The organism is Pantoea sp. Acro-807, from assembly GCF_011752675.1.
Lineage (GTDB): Bacteria > Pseudomonadota > Gammaproteobacteria > Enterobacterales > Enterobacteriaceae > Pantoea > Pantoea eucrina.
Window position 1 is genome coordinate 598,512 of the sequence record NZ_VWXE01000001.1, and the last position, 16,143, is coordinate 614,654.

Annotated in this window: 16 protein-coding genes; 12 read left to right on the forward strand and 4 right to left on the reverse strand. The window is 58.0% G+C overall.

All coding sequences use genetic code 11. The annotated features are described in order from the left end of the window. Both flgM and flgA read right to left on the reverse strand, forming a co-directional pair. On the reverse strand, nt 1–306 hold the full coding sequence (gene flgM / locus F3J39_RS02865) for a flagellar biosynthesis anti-sigma factor FlgM (protein WP_039383785.1): 306 nt from the start codon (nt 304–306) through the stop codon (nt 1–3). 103 nt (nt 307–409) lie between these two features. Beyond that, nucleotides 410–1,069 carry a flagellar basal body P-ring formation chaperone FlgA gene (flgA, locus tag F3J39_RS02870; RefSeq protein WP_039383788.1) on the reverse strand — a complete coding sequence of 220 codons (660 nt, stop codon included), beginning with the start codon at nt 1,067–1,069 and terminating at the stop codon, nt 410–412. 152 nt (nt 1,070–1,221) lie between these two features. On the opposite strand from flgA, the gene flgB reads away from it, so the two are divergent. The 11 genes from flgB to flgL all read left to right on the forward strand — a co-directional run bounded on the left by flgB (nt 1,222) and on the right by flgL (nt 11,106). Next, nucleotides 1,222–1,635, forward strand: coding sequence for a flagellar basal body rod protein FlgB (gene flgB / locus F3J39_RS02875; protein WP_039383791.1), 414 nt, complete (start codon nt 1,222–1,224; stop codon nt 1,633–1,635). Nucleotides 1,636–1,637: 2 nt separating this feature from the next. After that, nucleotides 1,638–2,042 carry a flagellar basal body rod protein FlgC gene (gene flgC, locus F3J39_RS02880; RefSeq protein ID WP_039383794.1) on the forward strand — a complete coding sequence of 135 codons (405 nt, stop codon included), beginning with the start codon at nt 1,638–1,640 and terminating at the stop codon, nt 2,040–2,042. Between the two features lie 12 nt (nt 2,043–2,054). Then, nucleotides 2,055–2,726, forward strand: coding sequence for a flagellar hook assembly protein FlgD (flgD, locus tag F3J39_RS02885; protein ID WP_071668728.1), 672 nt, complete (start codon nt 2,055–2,057; stop codon nt 2,724–2,726). A gap of 25 nt (nt 2,727–2,751) precedes the next feature. Next, the gene (gene flgE / locus F3J39_RS02890; RefSeq protein ID WP_039383799.1) at nt 2,752–3,954 is read left to right on the forward strand and encodes a flagellar hook protein FlgE; all 1,203 of its coding nucleotides are present in this window, start codon (nt 2,752–2,754) and stop codon (nt 3,952–3,954) included. A gap of 20 nt (nt 3,955–3,974) precedes the next feature. Then, nucleotides 3,975–4,733, forward strand: a complete 759-nt coding sequence (locus tag F3J39_RS02895) for a flagellar basal body rod protein FlgF (protein WP_039383802.1) — start codon at nt 3,975–3,977, stop codon at nt 4,731–4,733. 17 nt (nt 4,734–4,750) lie between these two features. Continuing rightward, nucleotides 4,751–5,533 carry a flagellar basal-body rod protein FlgG gene (flgG, locus tag F3J39_RS02900; RefSeq protein WP_039383803.1) on the forward strand — a complete coding sequence of 261 codons (783 nt, stop codon included), beginning with the start codon at nt 4,751–4,753 and terminating at the stop codon, nt 5,531–5,533. 61 nt (nt 5,534–5,594) lie between these two features. Continuing rightward, nucleotides 5,595–6,305, forward strand: a complete 711-nt coding sequence (locus tag F3J39_RS02905) for a flagellar basal body L-ring protein FlgH (protein ID WP_039383804.1) — start codon at nt 5,595–5,597, stop codon at nt 6,303–6,305. A 69-nt stretch (nt 6,306–6,374) separates the two neighbouring features. Then, entirely contained in the window at nt 6,375–7,424 is a 1,050-nt protein-coding gene (locus tag F3J39_RS02910) for a flagellar basal body P-ring protein FlgI (protein ID WP_233207422.1), read from the forward strand. Next, entirely contained in the window at nt 7,424–8,371 is a 948-nt protein-coding gene (gene flgJ / locus F3J39_RS02915) for a flagellar assembly peptidoglycan hydrolase FlgJ (protein ID WP_166713816.1), read from the forward strand. Before F3J39_RS02910 ends, flgJ begins: the two co-directional genes overlap by 1 nt. 120 nt (nt 8,372–8,491) lie before the next feature. Continuing rightward, complete coding sequence (gene flgK / locus F3J39_RS02920) at nt 8,492–10,126, forward strand: flagellar hook-associated protein FlgK (protein WP_104084767.1); 1,635 nt, start codon at nt 8,492–8,494, stop codon at nt 10,124–10,126. A gap of 17 nt (nt 10,127–10,143) precedes the next feature. Beyond that, a complete protein-coding gene (flgL, locus tag F3J39_RS02925; RefSeq protein ID WP_039383815.1) occupies nt 10,144–11,106 on the forward strand; it encodes a flagellar hook-associated protein FlgL in 963 nt (320 codons plus the stop codon). A 161-nt stretch (nt 11,107–11,267) separates the two neighbouring features. Here the strand turns inward: flgL and rne are convergent, their stop codons facing one another. After that, on the reverse strand, nt 11,268–14,609 hold the full coding sequence (rne, locus tag F3J39_RS02930; protein ID WP_166713817.1) for a ribonuclease E: 3,342 nt from the start codon (nt 14,607–14,609) through the stop codon (nt 11,268–11,270). Nucleotides 14,610–14,673: 64 nt separating this feature from the next. Beyond that, nucleotides 14,674–14,883 (reverse strand): hypothetical protein, encoded by a 210-nt coding sequence (locus F3J39_RS02935; RefSeq protein ID WP_139074200.1) that lies wholly within the window; start codon nt 14,881–14,883, stop codon nt 14,674–14,676. Nucleotides 14,884–15,182: 299 nt separating this feature from the next. Between F3J39_RS02935 and rluC the strand changes: the two genes are divergently transcribed. Beyond that, the gene (gene rluC / locus F3J39_RS02940; protein WP_104084769.1) at nt 15,183–16,139 is read left to right on the forward strand and encodes a 23S rRNA pseudouridine(955/2504/2580) synthase RluC; all 957 of its coding nucleotides are present in this window, start codon (nt 15,183–15,185) and stop codon (nt 16,137–16,139) included. Nucleotides 16,140–16,143: the final 4 nt, after the last annotated feature.

The following is a 16,143-nucleotide window of genomic DNA, read 5'->3' on the forward strand; positions in this document are numbered from 1 at the left end:
TCAGTAGCCTTCTAAATATTTCCGGGTATCGGCAATTAATGCATCCGCAATTTTGCCGGTATCCATTTTCAGATCGCCATTGCGGATGGCGGTTTTTAACTGCTCAACGCGAGCGGTATTAATATCGCGACTGCTGGGCTCCAGCAGCTGTGCCTGACTTGAGCTCAGACTGACTTCGGCACTCTTTTCGCTGGCGGCAGGGGCGGCCGGCGCGGAGTTCTGACGGATTCTGCCTGCGTTGTCGCTGGCGTCACGGGGTTGTACCGTGCTGACCGGTTTTGACGGTTCGGTTTTGTCGACGTTCATGGCTTGGCTCCTGTAAGTACAGTGGAATGCGCCCACTGAATCGGCATAGGGTTATATTTTAGCTGTTATCTCTATCGGCTGAACACCTCTGTTCTTTAGCGCTTTAGAGTGATATCAGAATATTCCCATCCTCGCCGACGCGACCGCTTACCACCTGACCATTTCCCATACGTACCCGCACCGTCTGCGCGACGCCGGCATTGCTCAGCGCGCGGCCTTCGCTGCTGGCATTAAAGCCGTCGCCGCTCGCCGTGACCATCACCGACTGACCGGTTTTAACCCGCCACGGCTGGCGCAGCATTGAGGCGGTAACCGGCTGCCCGGGCGGTATATCCCGCAGGGCAATCGCCTCTGCGAGATGCGTGCCGTCAACCAGCGCGCGAGCCGGCAGCGTATCGAGCCGGCCCGTTTCCGTTCTGAAATCAGCCGCGCTGACGGCAGTGCCGCGCGTGAGCTGGTGATTCGCGACCAGATAGTCACCGGTCACCTGCACCTGCACCTGCAGATAGCGGCGATTTTGTCCGCAGCTGGCGGCAATGCTCAGATTACCCCACTGACGGCTGTTACCGGGCAGCTGCAGCTGCGGAGTCTCACAGGCGGGCCACTGTGCGGATGGGGTACGAACAATAACCACCATGCCAGCGGCGTGCTGCGGATCGCGCGCTTTAAAATAGGATGTCAGCTGCGCGTTCAGATCGGCCGCATAGCCTGGCAGCGCCAGCAGCAGTACCGCCAGAAACAGCCCTTGTGATGCTCTGCGCATAACGCCTCCCACTGAAAGTTGCTGATGAGTCTACCCGCTGCAAAAAAAAATCAAGGGTAAAAATAACCGTAGTTTTTGCTGTTATTCAGACGATCGCCCTTGCAATCCCCCGATTAAGCTGTCAGCTCAAAATTTTCATTCGCGGAGGAAGCATGCTCGACAAACTCGATGCCGCACTGCGATTCGGTACCGAAGCGTTAAACCTGCGTGCACAGCGTCAGGAGATTCTGGCGTCAAATATCGCTAATGCGGATACCCCCGGGTATCAGGCGCGCGATATCGACTTTGCCAGCCAGCTGAACAAAGTGATGCAGAACGGCCGCGCGCAGGGCAGCGGTCTGGCGCTGAATGTGACCTCATCGCGCCATATTGAAGCACAAACGCAGGCGCAGCCCGCGATGGATCTGCTGTATCGCATTCCCGACCAGCCCGCTGCAGATGGCAACACGGTCGATATGGATCGCGAGCGTACGCAGTTCGCCGATAACAGCCTGAAGTATCAAACCGATCTCACCCTCATCAGCAGCCAGATTAAAGGCATGATGAGCGTACTGCAGGGGCAATAAGCATGGCATTGCTGAATATATTTGATATCGCCGGCTCGGCGATGACCGCGCAGTCGCAGCGGCTTAACGTCAGCGCCAGTAACCTGGCCAACGCCGACAGCGTAACCGGACCGGATGGACAGCCTTACGTGGCGAAGCAGGTTATTTTCCAGACCAATGCCGCCCAGGGCGCGGCCACCGGCGGCGTTAAAGTGGCGGGCGTGGTCAACGATCCCACGCCCGCAAAACTGGTCTATGACCCGGGCAATCCGATGGCCGATCAGAAAGGCTACGTCAAAATGCCCAATGTGGATGTGGTCGCTGAAACGGTCAACACCATGTCTGCGTCGCGCAGCTATCAGGCCAACGTCGAAGTCCTGAACACAGTGAAGTCGATGATGATGAAAACGCTCACCATCGGGCAGTAACGGAGAGATACGATGAGCTTAACCGTAGGCATTAAAGACAATCTCGACCCGACGATCCTGAGTTCCGGCTCGGCCGGCACCGGTAACAGCGCACAGGAGCTGCAGAACCAGTTTCTGAACATGCTGGTGACGCAGATGCAGAACCAGGATCCGACCAATCCGATGGATAACAGCCAGCTCACCACGCAGCTGGCGCAGATCAACACCCTGAGCGGGATTGAGAAGCTGAACACCACGCTGGGATCGATTTCCGGCCAGATCAGCACCAGCCAGTCACTGCAGAGCTCAACGCTGATTGGGCATGGCGTGATGGTCAAAGGCGATCAGGTGCTGGTCGGTAAAGGCACCACGACGCCGTTTGGTGTGGAGCTGGGCACGGCGTCAACCGGCACCGGCGTGACCATCAAAGATGCCAACGGCAACGTGGTGCGTAACATCGATCTGGGCGGCCTGACCGCAGGGGTACACACCTTCTCCTGGGATGGCAAGCTCGATGACGGCAGCGTCGCGCCGGATGGCAAATATTCTGTAGCACTCGCCGCCAGCAATGGCAGCACACAGCTGGTGGCACAGCCGCTGAACTACGCCTATGTCAATGGCGTCAGCACCGTGAACAACACCGCGAAACTGGATCTCGGCACCATGGGCTCCGCGACCCTCGATGAAATTCGTCAGATTCTCTGACTAACCCCTTAGCAGGAGAGATTACATGTCTTTTTCACAAGCGGTGAGCGGCCTGGGTGCTGCTTCCAGCAACCTTGATGTCATTGGTAACAACATCGCCAACTCCGCCACGGCGGGCTTTAAGTCGAGCACCATCGCCTTTGCCGATATGTTCGCAGGCTCTAACGTCGGTATGGGAACCAAAGTGGCGGCGGTGATCCAGAACTTCAATGACGGCACCACCACCTCAACCAGCCGCGGGCTGGATGTGGCGCTGAGCGGTAACGGCTTCTTCCGTATGACCGACGCCAGCGGCGGCGTGTTCTATTCACGCAACGGTCAGTTTACGCTGGATGAGAACCGTAACCTGGTGAACACCCAGGGGATGAAAGTGACTGGCTATCCGGCAAACGGCACCCCGCCAACCATCCAGAACGGTGCGAACCCGATTGCGCTGAGCATTCCCACCACGCAGATGTCAGCGCGCGCCACCAGCAGCGCGACGCTGGTGTCTAACCTGAACTCAACCGATGCGATCCCGACCGTCACGCCGTTTGATACCAGCAAAGTGGACAGCTATAACGCGAAAAGCACCGTGACCGTGTATGACTCGCAGGGTAACGATCACGCGCTGGATCTCTACTACGCCAAGAGCGCGGATAATACCTGGGCGGTGCACGCGATCGACTCTACCACCGGTAAAACCGCCGGTAACTTTACGATGACCTTTGACACCAGCGGCAAGCTGACCTCCGCTAACACCATCGGCCTGACCATTGACGGCTCTAACGGCGCCGCAGCGGGCCAGCCGATTGCACTGAGCGTGCTGGGCAGCCTGCAGCAGAACACCGGCGCGACTAACTTTGGTAACCCGACGCAGGATGGCTATGCGCCTGGCGACCTCACCGGCTACACCATTAACGATGACGGCACCATCAGCGGGACTTACTCCAACCGTAAAACCCAGCTGCTGGGTCAGATCGTGCTGGCGAGCTTCTCTAACCCGGAAGGGCTGAAGTCAGAAGGGGATAACGTCTGGTCCGCCTCCAGCTCATCCGGGCAGGCGGCTATCGGTCTGGCCGGTACCGGCACCTACGGCAGCCTGACCTCTGGTGCGCTGGAAGCCTCCAACGTCGATCTGAGTAAAGAGCTGGTGAATATGATCGTGGCACAGCGTAACTACCAGGCGAATAGCCAGACCATTAAAACCCAGGATCAGATCCTTAACACCCTGGTTAACCTTCGTTAATACGCTAACGGGATTGCTTTATGGATCACGCAATATATACCGCGATGGGCGCGGCCAGTCAGACGATGGAGCAGCAGTCTGTTACCGCCAGCAACCTCGCCAATGCTTCGACACCGGGCTTCCGGGCGCAGCTGAATGCGCTGCGCGCGGTGCCGGTCAGCGGCTGGTCTCTGCCAACGCGCACGCTGGTAGCCGCCTCAACGCCGGGTGCCGATATGACGCAGGGTTCGCTCGACTACACCGAGCGTCCGCTGGATGTAGCGGTACAGCAGGATGGCTGGCTGGCCGTACGCACCGCGGATGGCAGTGAAGCCTATACCCGTAACGGGAATATGCAGATCAGTCCCACCGGTCAGCTGACCATTCAGGGCAATCCCGTCATGGGTGACGGCGGACCGATTGCGGTGCCGCAGGGTGCCCAGCTCACCATCGCGGCAGATGGCTCGATCACCGCACTCAATGCGGGCGATGCGCCTAACGCCACGGTTCAGCTCGGCCGGCTCAAGCTGGTGCGCGCCACCGGGCAGGAGCTGACGCGCGGTGACGACGGCATGTTTCGCCCCAGCGCGGCGACCCAGGCGCAGCGCGGTGCTGCGCTGGCTAACGACGCGACGGTGCAGGTGATGCCGGGCGTGCTGGAAGGCAGCAACGTCAAGCCGGTTGAAACCATGGTCGATATGATCGCCAACGCCCGACGGTTTGAGATGCAGATGAAAGTGATCTCAAACGTTGATGAAAACGAACAGCGCGCTAATCAGCTGCTCAATATGAGCAGCTAAGGCGTAAGGAAAACAGAATGATTCGTTCTTTATGGATCGCGAAAACCGGTCTTGACGCACAGCAAACCAATATGGACGTCATTGCCAACAACCTGGCAAACGTCAGCACCAACGGCTTTAAGCGTTCGCGCGCGGTCTTCGAAGATCTGATGTATCAGACGCTGCGTCAGCCTGGTGCGCAATCCTCTGAGCAGACTACGCTGCCGTCTGGTCTGCAGATCGGTACCGGTGTACGCCCGGTTACCACTGAGCGTCTGCATAACCAGGGCAACCTGTCGCAGACCAGCAACTCAAAAGATGTGGCGGTAAACGGACAGGGTTATTTTCAGGTGCAGATGCCGGATGGCACCTCTGCCTATACGCGTGATGGCTCTTTCCAGGTGGATCAGAATGGTCAGCTGGTGACCAACGCCGGGTTCCCGGTACAGCCGGGTATCACGATCCCGGCAAACGCCACCAGCATCACGATTGCCCGCGACGGTGTGGTTACGGTGACGCAGCAGGGGCAGGCGCAGCCCGCACAGGTGGGCCAGCTCACGCTGAGCACCTTTATGAACGATGCCGGTCTCGACAGCGTCGGCGAGAACCTCTATCAGGAAACGCAGGCGTCCGGCGCGCCTACTGAGAGCACGCCTGGTCAGAACGGCGCAGGCCTGCTCTATCAGGGATATGTGGAAACCTCAAACGTCAACGTGGCGGAAGAGCTGGTGACCATGATCCAGACGCAGCGCGCGTATGAAATTAACAGCAAGGCGATCAGTACCTCCGATCAGATGCTGCAGAAACTCACCCAGCTTTAACGCCGGGATCGTTGGGCCACTCCGCTGGCCCGATTAAGAACATACAGAAGGTCAGAACTCCGTGGCGAAGCAAGCGATTCTCAAGCCTGGTCATTGGTTAGTAGCGACGCTGCTACTGACGCTCAACGGTTGTGCGCTGGTGCCGCGCACGCCACTGGTACAAGGGGTAACCACGGCAGAACCTACGCCGTCTGCGCCACCGGTGGTGAACGGCTCTATTTTTCAGGGCGTTGCGCCGCTGAACTACGGCTACCAGCCGCTGTTTGAGGATCGTCGTCCACGCAATATTGGTGACACGCTGACCATCACGCTGCAGGAGAACGTCAGCGCGAGCAAAAGCTCCTCCGCCAGCGCTAACCGCAATGGCAGCAACAGCTTTGGCGTAACCGGCGTGCCGACCGGGCTGGAAGGCCTGCTGGGCGCAGGCGGTGAGAAAGCCGCACTGAGCGCCGGCGGCAAAAATGATTTTGCAGGTAAAGGGGGCGCCACCGCCAACAACACCTTTACCGGTACCATCACCGTGACCGTGAATCAGGTGCTCTCTAACGGCAACCTGCGCGTCGTGGGTGAGAAACAGATTGAGATTAATCAGGGCACCGAGTTTATTCGTTTCTCTGGCGTGGTCAATCCGCGCACCATCAGTGCCAGCAACGCCGTGCTCTCTACTCAGGTGGCCGATGCGCGCATTGAGTACGTAGGTAACGGTTATATCAATGAGGCGCAGACTATGGGCTGGTTCCAGCGCTTCTTCCTGAACATCTCGCCGATGTAAGAGGTCATGATGAAAAAAAGTATTTTGCTGCGCGCGGGTCTCGGTTTACTGCTCGCTGTCAGCAGTCTGATGGCGCAGGCAGATCGCATTCGCGATTTGACCAGCATCCAGGGCGTGCGCGAAAACCAGCTGATTGGCTATGGGCTGGTGGTGGGACTGGACGGTACCGGAGATCAGACCACCCAGACACCGTTCACCACCCAGACGGTCAGCAACATGCTCTCCCAGCTGGGGATCACCGTGCCGGCTGGCACCAATATGCAGCTGAAAAACGTGGCGGCAGTAATGGTGACAGCGAAGCTGCCTTCGTTTGCCCGTCAGGGACAGACGCTGGACGTCGTGGTCTCTTCGCTGGGTAACGCCAAAAGCCTGCGCGGCGGTACGCTGCTGATGACGCCGATGAAAGGGGTGGATAATCAGGTGTATGCGCTGGCGCAGGGAAATATTCTGGTTGGCGGCGCGGGCGCGTCGGCCGGCGGCAGCAGCGTACAGGTTAACCAGCTTAACGGAGGCCGTATTACCGGCGGGGCCACCGTTGAACGCGAGCTGCAGAGCAACTTTGGCAGCCAGAACACCATTAACCTGCAGCTGAATAATGAAGATTTTACCATGGCGCAGCGCATTGCGGATGCCATCAACAGCCGCGGCGTCGGGTCGGCACTGCCGCTGGATGCGCGCACCGTACAGATCCGCGTCTCACCCAACAACAGCTCTCAGGTGCGGGCGCTGGCGGAGATCCAGAACATTGATGTCTCTGTGCCGCTGGAAGATGCCAAAGTGATTGTCAACTCACGCACCGGCACGGTGGTGATGAACCGCGAGGTTACGCTGAACACCTGTGCAGTGGCGCAGGGGAATCTGTCGGTCACTGTGAATCAGCAGCAGAACGTCAGTCAGCCTGATACGCCGCTGGCCGGCGGGCAGACGGTGGCGACAACGCAGACGCAGATCGATCTGCGGCAGAGCGGTGGCGCACTGCAGCGCGTCAACGCCAGCGCAAATCTGAACAATGTGGTGCGTGCCCTGAATGCGCTGGGTGCAACGCCGATAGAGCTGATGTCGATTCTGCAATCGATGGAGAGCGCAGGCTGTCTGCGCGCGAAGCTGGAAATCATCTGATGACCGATATGCTATCGCTGAACAATGCGGCGTATGACAGCCGCTCGCTGAACGAGCTGAAACGCCAGGCCGCTGCCGATCCCAAAGGAAAAGCGCTGCAGGTGGCGAAACAGGTAGAGGGCATGTTTGTGCAGATGATGCTGAAAAGCATGCGCGACGCGCTGCCGCAGGATGGCGCGCTGAGCAACGACCAGACGCGACTCTACACCTCGCTCTACGATCAGCAGATTGCGCAGGATATAGGCAAACGCGGACTGGGTCTGGCTGACACGATTGTCAAACAGATGCAGCCCGCGCAGGCACCGGATGAGCGGGCCGGCACGCTGCCGATGAAGCTGGATAACAGCTTTATCTACAGCAGCAGCAACAGCGTGCCAATGCAGCTGGAACAGATTGTGCGCAAAGCGGTACCGCGTCTGCCGGTAACGCCTGCGAACCTGCCTTCTGACAGCAGTGAGTTTATCGCCCAGCTGGCGCAGCCGGCGAAACTCGCCAGCCAGCAGAGCGGTATACCGCACCACCTGATTCTGGCGCAGGCGGCGCTGGAGTCGGGCTGGGGTCAACGTCAGATCCTGACCCGCGACGGCAAGCCGAGCTATAACGTGTTTGGTATCAAGGCGAGCGGCGATTGGAAAGGCGAAACCACGGATATCATGACCACCGAGTATGAGGCGGGTGAGGCGAAGAAAGTGCGCGCCAGCTTCCGCGTCTATGGCTCCTACCTGGAGGCGCTGACCGACTATGTGCGCCTGCTGTCGAAAAATCCGCGCTATGCGGCGGTCACCAGCGCGCCGAGTGCTGAACAGGGCGCGCGCGCGCTGCAGGCGGCGGGTTACGCTACCGATCCGAAATATGCGCAAAAACTGGTGGGAATGATTCAGCAATTCAAAAACATGGGCGAAAAAGTCGTAAAAGCTTACGGCCAGGATATCACCGATCTGTTCTGACGTCTTAGCCTCAAGTTTCCCTTAAGCACGCCGATAACCTTCATATGTTGCGGGCGCCTGCCGTCCGCACAACTGCACTGATGACTGCCAGCCCGGTTAACGGGAAAGAAAGGAACCGAGATGTCCAGTATAATTAACTCCGCAATGAGCGGGCTGAGCGCCGCACAGGCCGCATTAAGCACCACCAGTAACAACATCAGTAACTATACCGTGGCGGGCTACTCGCGGCAGACTATTCTGCTGTCGCAGGCTAACAGCACGCTGCAGGGCAACAGCTATTATGGCAACGGCGTGAATGTCAGCGGCGTACAGCGTGAGTATGATGAGTTCATCACGACGCAGCTGCGTGGCTCCAGCGCCAGCTACAGCGCGGTCAATACCCAGCATAATCAGATCTCCAATATCGACGATCTGCTCTCTACGTCTACCACCAGCCTCTCAACATCGATTCAGAGCTTTTTTACCAACGTACAGAACGTGGTCAGTAACGCCAACGATCCGTCAGCGCGTCAGTCGATGCTGAGTTATGCCCAGGGGCTGGTTAATCAGTTCCAGACCACGGCGCAATACCTTAATAACATGCAGACCAGCGTGAATACCGATATCGCTGCCAGCGTCGATCAGGTCAATACCTTTACACGCCAGATTGCCGACCTCAATACGCAGATTGCAAAGCTCACCACCGGCGGTGGCGCTGCGCCTAACGATCTGCTGGATCAGCGCGATCAGCTGGTCAATAGTCTGAACAACGTGGTGGGCGTGAAAGTTGCGCAGCAGGATGGCAGCTATATCGTCTCAGCAGGCAATATCACCCTGGTTAACGGTCGTAATGCGACCAGCCTGGTGGCGATGCCTTCGGGCGCCGACTCTACGCGCCTTACCGTTGGCTACAGCGACAAACAGGCCGGTAACGTAGCGATCCCGGAAAAAACGCTGACCACCGGCTCGCTGGGTGGATTGCTGGCGTTTCGTACGCAGGATCTGGACGGCGCCCAGAACCAGCTGGGCCAGCTGGCCGCAGCGTTTACCACCGCATTTAACGACGTGCATCAGGGCGGTTTTGACAGCGAAGGCAACGCAGGAAAAGCGTTCTTTACTATCGGCAGTCCGGATGTGGTCAGCAACCTGAAAAACACCTCAACGGCATCGGTCAGCGCCAGCTGGAGTGACGCCAGCGCCCTGAAAGCGTCCAACTATACCGTTAGCTATGAGAGCGGCACCTGGTCCGTTACCCGTGCTGCCGATAACGTGCGTTTTGACGTAGCGCCGGCGGCCGACGGCACGCTGAATTTTGATGGGCTGCAGCTGACGGTCAGCGGCAGCGCGAAGAGCGGTGACAGTTTTCTGGTTAAGCCGGTACAGAACGTGATTGGCGGCATGTCGGTTGCCATCACCAGCGAGTCAGAGATCGCAGCAGCAGCAGCGAAAGGCAGCGGCGAAAGCGACAACCGCAACGCACAGAAGCTGCTCGATCTGCAGGACAGCAAGCTGGTTAACGGAAATGCAACGATTGCGCAGGCTTATGCCAGCCTTGTCAGCAGCGTAGGTAATAAAACCAACTCGCTGGAAACCGCCAGCACCACGCAGAAAAACGTGGTCACGCAGCTGAACAACCGGCAGCAGTCCGTCTCCGGCGTTAACCTTGATGAAGAGTACGCCAACCTGACGAAGTATCAGCAGTTTTATATGGCGAATGCGCAGGTATTGCAGACCGCCAGCGCGGTGTTTAATGCGCTGATGGGCATTCGCAGCTAAGCAGAGGAGAGAAGAAAGTGCGTCTTAGCTCAAGTATGATTTTTGACCAGCAGGTGCGCGGGATCACCGACTCGCAATCATCCTGGCTGAAGGTAGGCCAGCAGCTGGCAACCGGGCTGCGGGTCAGTAATCCCTCTGACGATCCTATCGCAGCCTCACGCGCGGTGGTGCTGTCACAGTCGCAGGTAAAAAGCAGCCAGTATGCCACGGCACGCAGTTTTGCTAATCAGAGCCTCTCGATGGAAGAGAATGCGCTCTCCAGCGTGGTCAGTACCATACAGGATGCGCAGACCACCATCGTAAATGCCTCCACCGGCACCCTGAGTGATGAAGATCGTGGCTCCCTGGCTACGCAGCTGGAAGGGCTGCGCGCGCAGTTGCTGAACCAGGCAAACAGTCAGGATGGTAACGGGCGCTATATTTTTGCCGGCTATAAGACCGATGCGCCGCCGTTTAGCGATAGCAGCACCGGCGTGGCCTATGTGGGCGGGGATGAGCCGATTACGCAGAAAGTCGATGAAAGCCGCACCATGCAGGTGGGCAGCACCGGTAAGTCCGTGTTTATGGCGATCACCAGCAATGCAAAGCCAGAGCCCGATAACGGCACCAGCGAGACCAGCCTGTTCAGCATGCTCGACAGCGCAATTGCCGCGCTGAAAACGCCGCAGGATAACGCGGACGACGCCACAAAGCAGGCGTTTCAGGCCGCAATGGATAAAACCAACCGCGGGCTGAGCAACTCACTGAATAACGTGCTGACGGTACGTTCTGCTGTGGGGATCCAGATGGCTGAGGTGAGTGCGCTCAATCAGCAGGGTGACGATCGCAATACCATCATGACCACGCAGATGAGCGATCTGGTACAGGTTGACTACACCCAGGCGATCTCCAGCTACACCATGCAGCAGACAGCCCTGCAGGCGTCGTATAAAACCTTTAGCGATATGTCAAAGATGTCGCTGTTCCAGCTTAATTCGTAACTGACCTGACATTCAGCGTACTTAACCGGGTGCGCTTGTTTTTCCCATCGCCTTCGCGGGCGGTGGGTTTTTTTTGGCTGCGGTTCAGGCCGCTCCCGGTAAACAGCAGGCAATAAAAAACCCCGGACCAGCCGGGGTTTTGTTTTTTTATCCGCGCAGAGTTACACGCTGTCCGGACGGGTTGCCGGTGCGGTAGCCTGATGCGTCGCGCTGTGACCACCGGCAGAGCCGCGGCCTTCAAAGCTGAACGGCGGACGTACCCAGTCGCTGTGACGTGCCGGCTCTGGTTCCCAGGCCGGTGCTGGCGCGCGGGTCATTGGTGCCGTGGCGTGCAGCTTAAAGCGTGGCTCTGACTGCTCAACTGACACATCGCGTGCCGGAACCGGCGCATGAGGTTCAGCCACTGGCGCAGCAGGGGCTTCCGCCGCGACTGGCGCTGACAGCACCTTTTCAACCTGCGTTTCAACAGCAGGAGTCACATCCGCCGGTGCCTGTTCTGCTGCGGCAGCGGCTTCGGTCACAGTTGGCTGTACCGCATCCTGCACAGCAGGCTGTGGCGCTTCTTCTGACACGTTCTCAGTTACGATCGCAGGCTCGGCTTCCGCAGCCGTCTCCTGCGCCACCGCTTCATCGGCGGCAGAGATAACGGCAGGCTCATGATCAACCGGCGCGGCAACAGGGGTCAGGTCATCGGTGTTTACCACTGGCACTTCGGTGTGCGCCTGCGGTTCAGCCTGATGTACAACCTCTGACGTTTCAGGCTGCGGCACGCCCGCTGAGGCGGCTTCGGCAGCCACCGGCAGCGCGTCTGCTGCATCCTGATAACCATATTCGGTCATTTCGTTCAGCGGCGCCTGAGAGGTGAACTGCTCGTGCGTCTGCGTAACCGGATAGGAAACCCAGACTTTACCTGATGCCATCTCTGGCGAGGCGGCTGCAGCTTCAAGCGGCATCGGCGACTGCAGCGGATAGCGCTCATCGCGATAGCGACGGCGGCGCTGACCACTGACGCGCAGATGACGCGGAGAACGACGTGAACGGCGTGGCATGTTCGCGCCTTCACGGTTCTCGTTATCATCCTGCTCATCACTCATTTCCGGCTGCTCAGCGGTGTTAACCGGCGGTGCAATCTCCGCTGCTGCCTCTGGCTGCGCTGCGGCTGGTGATGCTTCCATAACCTCGCCACTGCGGATACGCTGAGTCAGCAGACGCGGCTTGCGACGTGGCATGACCTGAACGCGCTCTTCTTCCTGTACCGCTGCGTCAACTGCAGGGATCTCTTCGGTTGTAACGGACTCAACGGCTTTCTCTTCCTGCTGCTGAGCACGCTTCTCTTCCTGACGACGACGCTGACGCTCGGCACGCTGTTCGCGACGTTGCTGCTGCTGTTCATCGCGCTGCTGCTGCTGCTCTTCAGTCAGGACCGGGCGCTCGGCACGCGGCTCGTTCGGACGCTTGTTGCGACGATTCTCCTGATTGTCACGCGGTTCACGATTTTCACGTGGCTCACGGGCTTCACGCGGCTCGCGCGCTTCACGGGGCTCACGGGCTTCCCGTGGCTCGCGCGCTTCACGCGGCTCACGGTTCTGAGCCTGCTCGCCATTACGCGGCGTGCGATCGCGACGATTATTGTTGCGACGGTTACGGCGTTCACCACGCTGCTGCGTGCTGCTCTCTTCTTCTGCCGGCTTACTCGCCTGCTGAGGCTGTGCTTCCGCCGGGGCTGCTGCCGGAGTATCACCTGCAAACAGCTTTTTCAGACCGTTAAGCAGACGACCCACAAGACCCGTACTGACGGTGGCAGCCGCAGCCGCAGGACGCGCTGTAGCCTGTGCGGTTGGCTCGCTTTTCGCTGCAGGTTTTTCGGCAGTGACTTCAACCGGTGCAGGCGGGGCATCTGGCATCACAAAGGCGGCCAGTGCAGGCTGTTCCGGACGACGGCGCTCGGCGTGATCCTCTTCTGATGGCAGCGCCATTTCAGCTTCGTGCAGCTTCGGCAGATGATAAGAGAGCGTTTGTGTCTCTTCACCTTTGCGCACGCGCAGCACGGAGTAGTGCGGCGTTTCCATTTGATCGTTAGGCACGATAATGGCGCGTACGCCACCCTGACGCTTCTCGATCGCACTCACCGCTTCACGTTTTTCGTTCAGCAGGTAGGAGGCAACCGGCACCGGCACAATGGCGTGTACTTCTTTGGTGTTATCTTTCAGCGCTTCTTCTTCAATCAGACGCAGAATAGAGAGTGACAGTGATTCGTTATCGCGGATGGTACCCGTACCGCTACAGCGCGGGCAGACGTGATGGCTCGACTCACCCAGTGACGGGCTGAGACGCTGACGCGACATCTCCAGCAGACCAAAACGGGAGATATGGCTAATCTGAATGCGTGCACGATCCTGACGTACCGCTTCGCGCAGCCGGTTCTCTACGGCGCGCTGATGACGGACCGGCGTCATATCGATAAAGTCGATAACGATCAGGCCACCGAGGTCGCGCAGGCGCAGCTGGCGGGCAATCTCATCGGCTGCTTCAAGGTTAGTATTGAAGGCCGTTTCTTCGATGTCGCCGCCGCGGGTTGCACGAGCGGAGTTGATATCGATCGCGGTTAACGCTTCGGTGCTGTCGATAACAATTGAGCCGCCAGAAGGCAGACGGACTTCACGCTGGAAGGCGGACTCGATCTGCGACTCAATCTGGTAGTGGCTGAACAGCGGAATTTCACCGGTGTAGAGTTTGATCTTGCTGCTAAAGTCAGGGCGGCCCAGCGCAGCGATATGCTGACGCGCCAGCTCCAGCACTTTAGGATTATCGATAAGAATTTCACCAATGTCCTGACGCAGGTAGTCGCGGAAAGCGCGCACAATGACGTTGCTTTCCTGATGGATCAGGAAGGGTGCAGGACGGCTCTCTGCCGCTTTTTTGATCGCTTCCCAGTGCTTGAGACGGAAGCTCAGATCCCACTGCAGCGACTCAGCTGATTTTCCCACGCCTGCGGTGCGTACAATCAGGCCCATGCCTTCCGGCAATTCCAGCGCGGAAAGTGCCTCTTTCAGTTCAGTGCGGTCATCGCCTTCAATCCGGCGGGAGATGCCTCCGGCGCGCGGGTTGTTAGGCATCAGAACCAGGTAGCTGCCTGCGAGAGAGATAAAGGTAGTAAGTGCAGCGCCTTTATTACCGCGCTCTTCTTTATCAATCTGAACGATCACTTCCTGGCCTTCACGCAGCACATCTTTGATGTTAGGACGGCCGTGCGCGTTGTAGTTAGCTGGGAAGTATTCGCGGGAAATTTCTTTCAGAGGGAGGAAACCGTGACGCTCAGCGCCATAATCGACAAATGCCGCTTCAAGGCTGGGTTCAACGCGGGTGATTTTACCTTTGTAGATATTGGCTTTTTTCTGCTCGTGTCCGGGGCTTTCGATATCCAGATCGTACAGACGCTGACCGTCAACAAGGGCAACGCGCAACTCCTCCTGCTGAGTTGCGTTAATTAACATTCTTTTCATCGTGACTTACTCGTTATTCTCACATGAGTGATAAAGCTGCGGGCATCGTTACCCTGGACGAGAATCAACCGATGGCCCCGTGTCTGCATGCACTGACGTCAACCTCACGGTTGTCGGCGGCTAAAGGGGCGCAAATCTTGTCGGTGGCCTGCTTTTCATAAGGAAAACCAGCGCCTGAAGGTGGAAATAATACAAAATTTTTGAAAATCCACACATCCCAGTCTGTTGTCCAGGCCGCAACCCGCAGCCCGCTAAGTGCCTGATAAAGCATCACGTCTTACGCCATTGCAGCGTGCTCGTTTTATCCGGCAAATTACCTTAATTTCGCTCTTTTTCTGCCCGAATCTTTCTGGTGCAGAAACAGCAGCATTATTCCACTGCTCACCCGCATATAGCAAGGCGACTTTTGTCGAGCTGTGAAGTTTGTAGGCTCTTAACCTGTTCATTTGCGGGGCTAATCGGCAGTTTGCCGAAAAAGCCACCGTTTTGAGCGGTCAGAAGCCTGAAACCAGAGAGAGTTAAGCACAGAAAAAGGGGTGGCGCTATCAGGGGACACTATTTAGAATCGCCGGCATGAAAACAGAGAATCCCGGCGTACATTTTGTCGCCATCACGGCTGAAAATGCCGGACAACGTATAGACAACTTTTTGCGCACCCAGCTCAAAGGGGTGCCAAAGAGCATGATTTATCGCATTCTGCGGAAAGGCGAAGTGCGGGTAAATAAAAAACGCGTGAAGCCTGAATATAAGCTTGAGGATGGCGATGAAGTCCGCGTACCACCGGTGCGGGTCGCAGAGCGGGAAGAGCAGGCCGTGTCGCCAAAGCTTGATAAAGTCGCGGCGTTAGCGGATGCCATTCTGTATGAGGACGATCATCTGCTGGTGCTGAATAAGCCGTCCGGTACGGCAGTACACGGCGGCAGCGGCCTGAGCTTTGGGGTTATTGAAGGGCTGCGGGCACTGCGTCCGGAGGCGCGTTTTCTGGAGCTGGTACACCGGCTGGATCGCGACACCTCAGGCGTATTGCTGGTGGCTAAGAAGCGTTCGGCGCTGCGCTCACTGCATGAGCAGCTGCGTGAAAAGGGGATGCAGAAAGATTATCTGGCGCTGGTACGCGGCGACTGGCCTTCTCATCTGAAAGTGGTGCAGGCTCCGCTGCTGAAAAACATTCTGCAGAGCGGAGAGCGGGTAGTGCGCGTCAGCGCAGAAGGCAAGCCTTCAGAAACCCGGTTCAAAGTAGAAGAGCGTTTTGGGCTGGCGACGCTGGTTAAAGCCAGCCCGGTGACCGGCCGCACGCATCAGATCCGCGTGCATACCCTGCATGGTGGCCATCCGATCGCCTTTGACGATCGCTATGGCGATCGCGAATTTGATCGTCAGCTGGCTGGCACGGGGTTATCGCGCCTGTTTCTGCACGCGGCAGCGCTGACGTTTACGCATCCTGCCACCGGCGAAACATTACGCATGGAGGCGCCGCTGGATGCGGCACTCAGACACTGCCTGACCAGACTGCGGCAGAAAAAAAGCTGACGAT

Coding starts and splice junctions, on each gene's coding strand:
- rne (WP_166713817.1), bottom strand. CDS start 14,609: ATGAAAAGAATGTTAATTAACGCAACTCAGCAGGAGGAGTTGCGCGTT.
- flgG (WP_039383803.1), top strand. CDS start 4,751: ATGATTCGTTCTTTATGGATCGCGAAAACCGGTCTTGACGCACAGCAA.
- flgB (WP_039383791.1), top strand. CDS start 1,222: ATGCTCGACAAACTCGATGCCGCACTGCGATTCGGTACCGAAGCGTTA.
- flgD (WP_071668728.1), top strand. CDS start 2,055: ATGAGCTTAACCGTAGGCATTAAAGACAATCTCGACCCGACGATCCTG.
- flgM (WP_039383785.1), bottom strand. CDS start 306: ATGAACGTCGACAAAACCGAACCGTCAAAACCGGTCAGCACGGTACAA.
- flgA (WP_039383788.1), bottom strand. CDS start 1,069: ATGCGCAGAGCATCACAAGGGCTGTTTCTGGCGGTACTGCTGCTGGCG.
- flgJ (WP_166713816.1), top strand. CDS start 7,424: ATGACCGATATGCTATCGCTGAACAATGCGGCGTATGACAGCCGCTCG.
- rluC (WP_104084769.1), top strand. CDS start 15,183: ATGAAAACAGAGAATCCCGGCGTACATTTTGTCGCCATCACGGCTGAA.
- flgE (WP_039383799.1), top strand. CDS start 2,752: ATGTCTTTTTCACAAGCGGTGAGCGGCCTGGGTGCTGCTTCCAGCAAC.
- flgK (WP_104084767.1), top strand. CDS start 8,492: ATGTCCAGTATAATTAACTCCGCAATGAGCGGGCTGAGCGCCGCACAG.
- flgC (WP_039383794.1), top strand. CDS start 1,638: ATGGCATTGCTGAATATATTTGATATCGCCGGCTCGGCGATGACCGCG.
- F3J39_RS02910 (WP_233207422.1), top strand. CDS start 6,375: ATGGCGCAGGCAGATCGCATTCGCGATTTGACCAGCATCCAGGGCGTG.
- F3J39_RS02895 (WP_039383802.1), top strand. CDS start 3,975: ATGGATCACGCAATATATACCGCGATGGGCGCGGCCAGTCAGACGATG.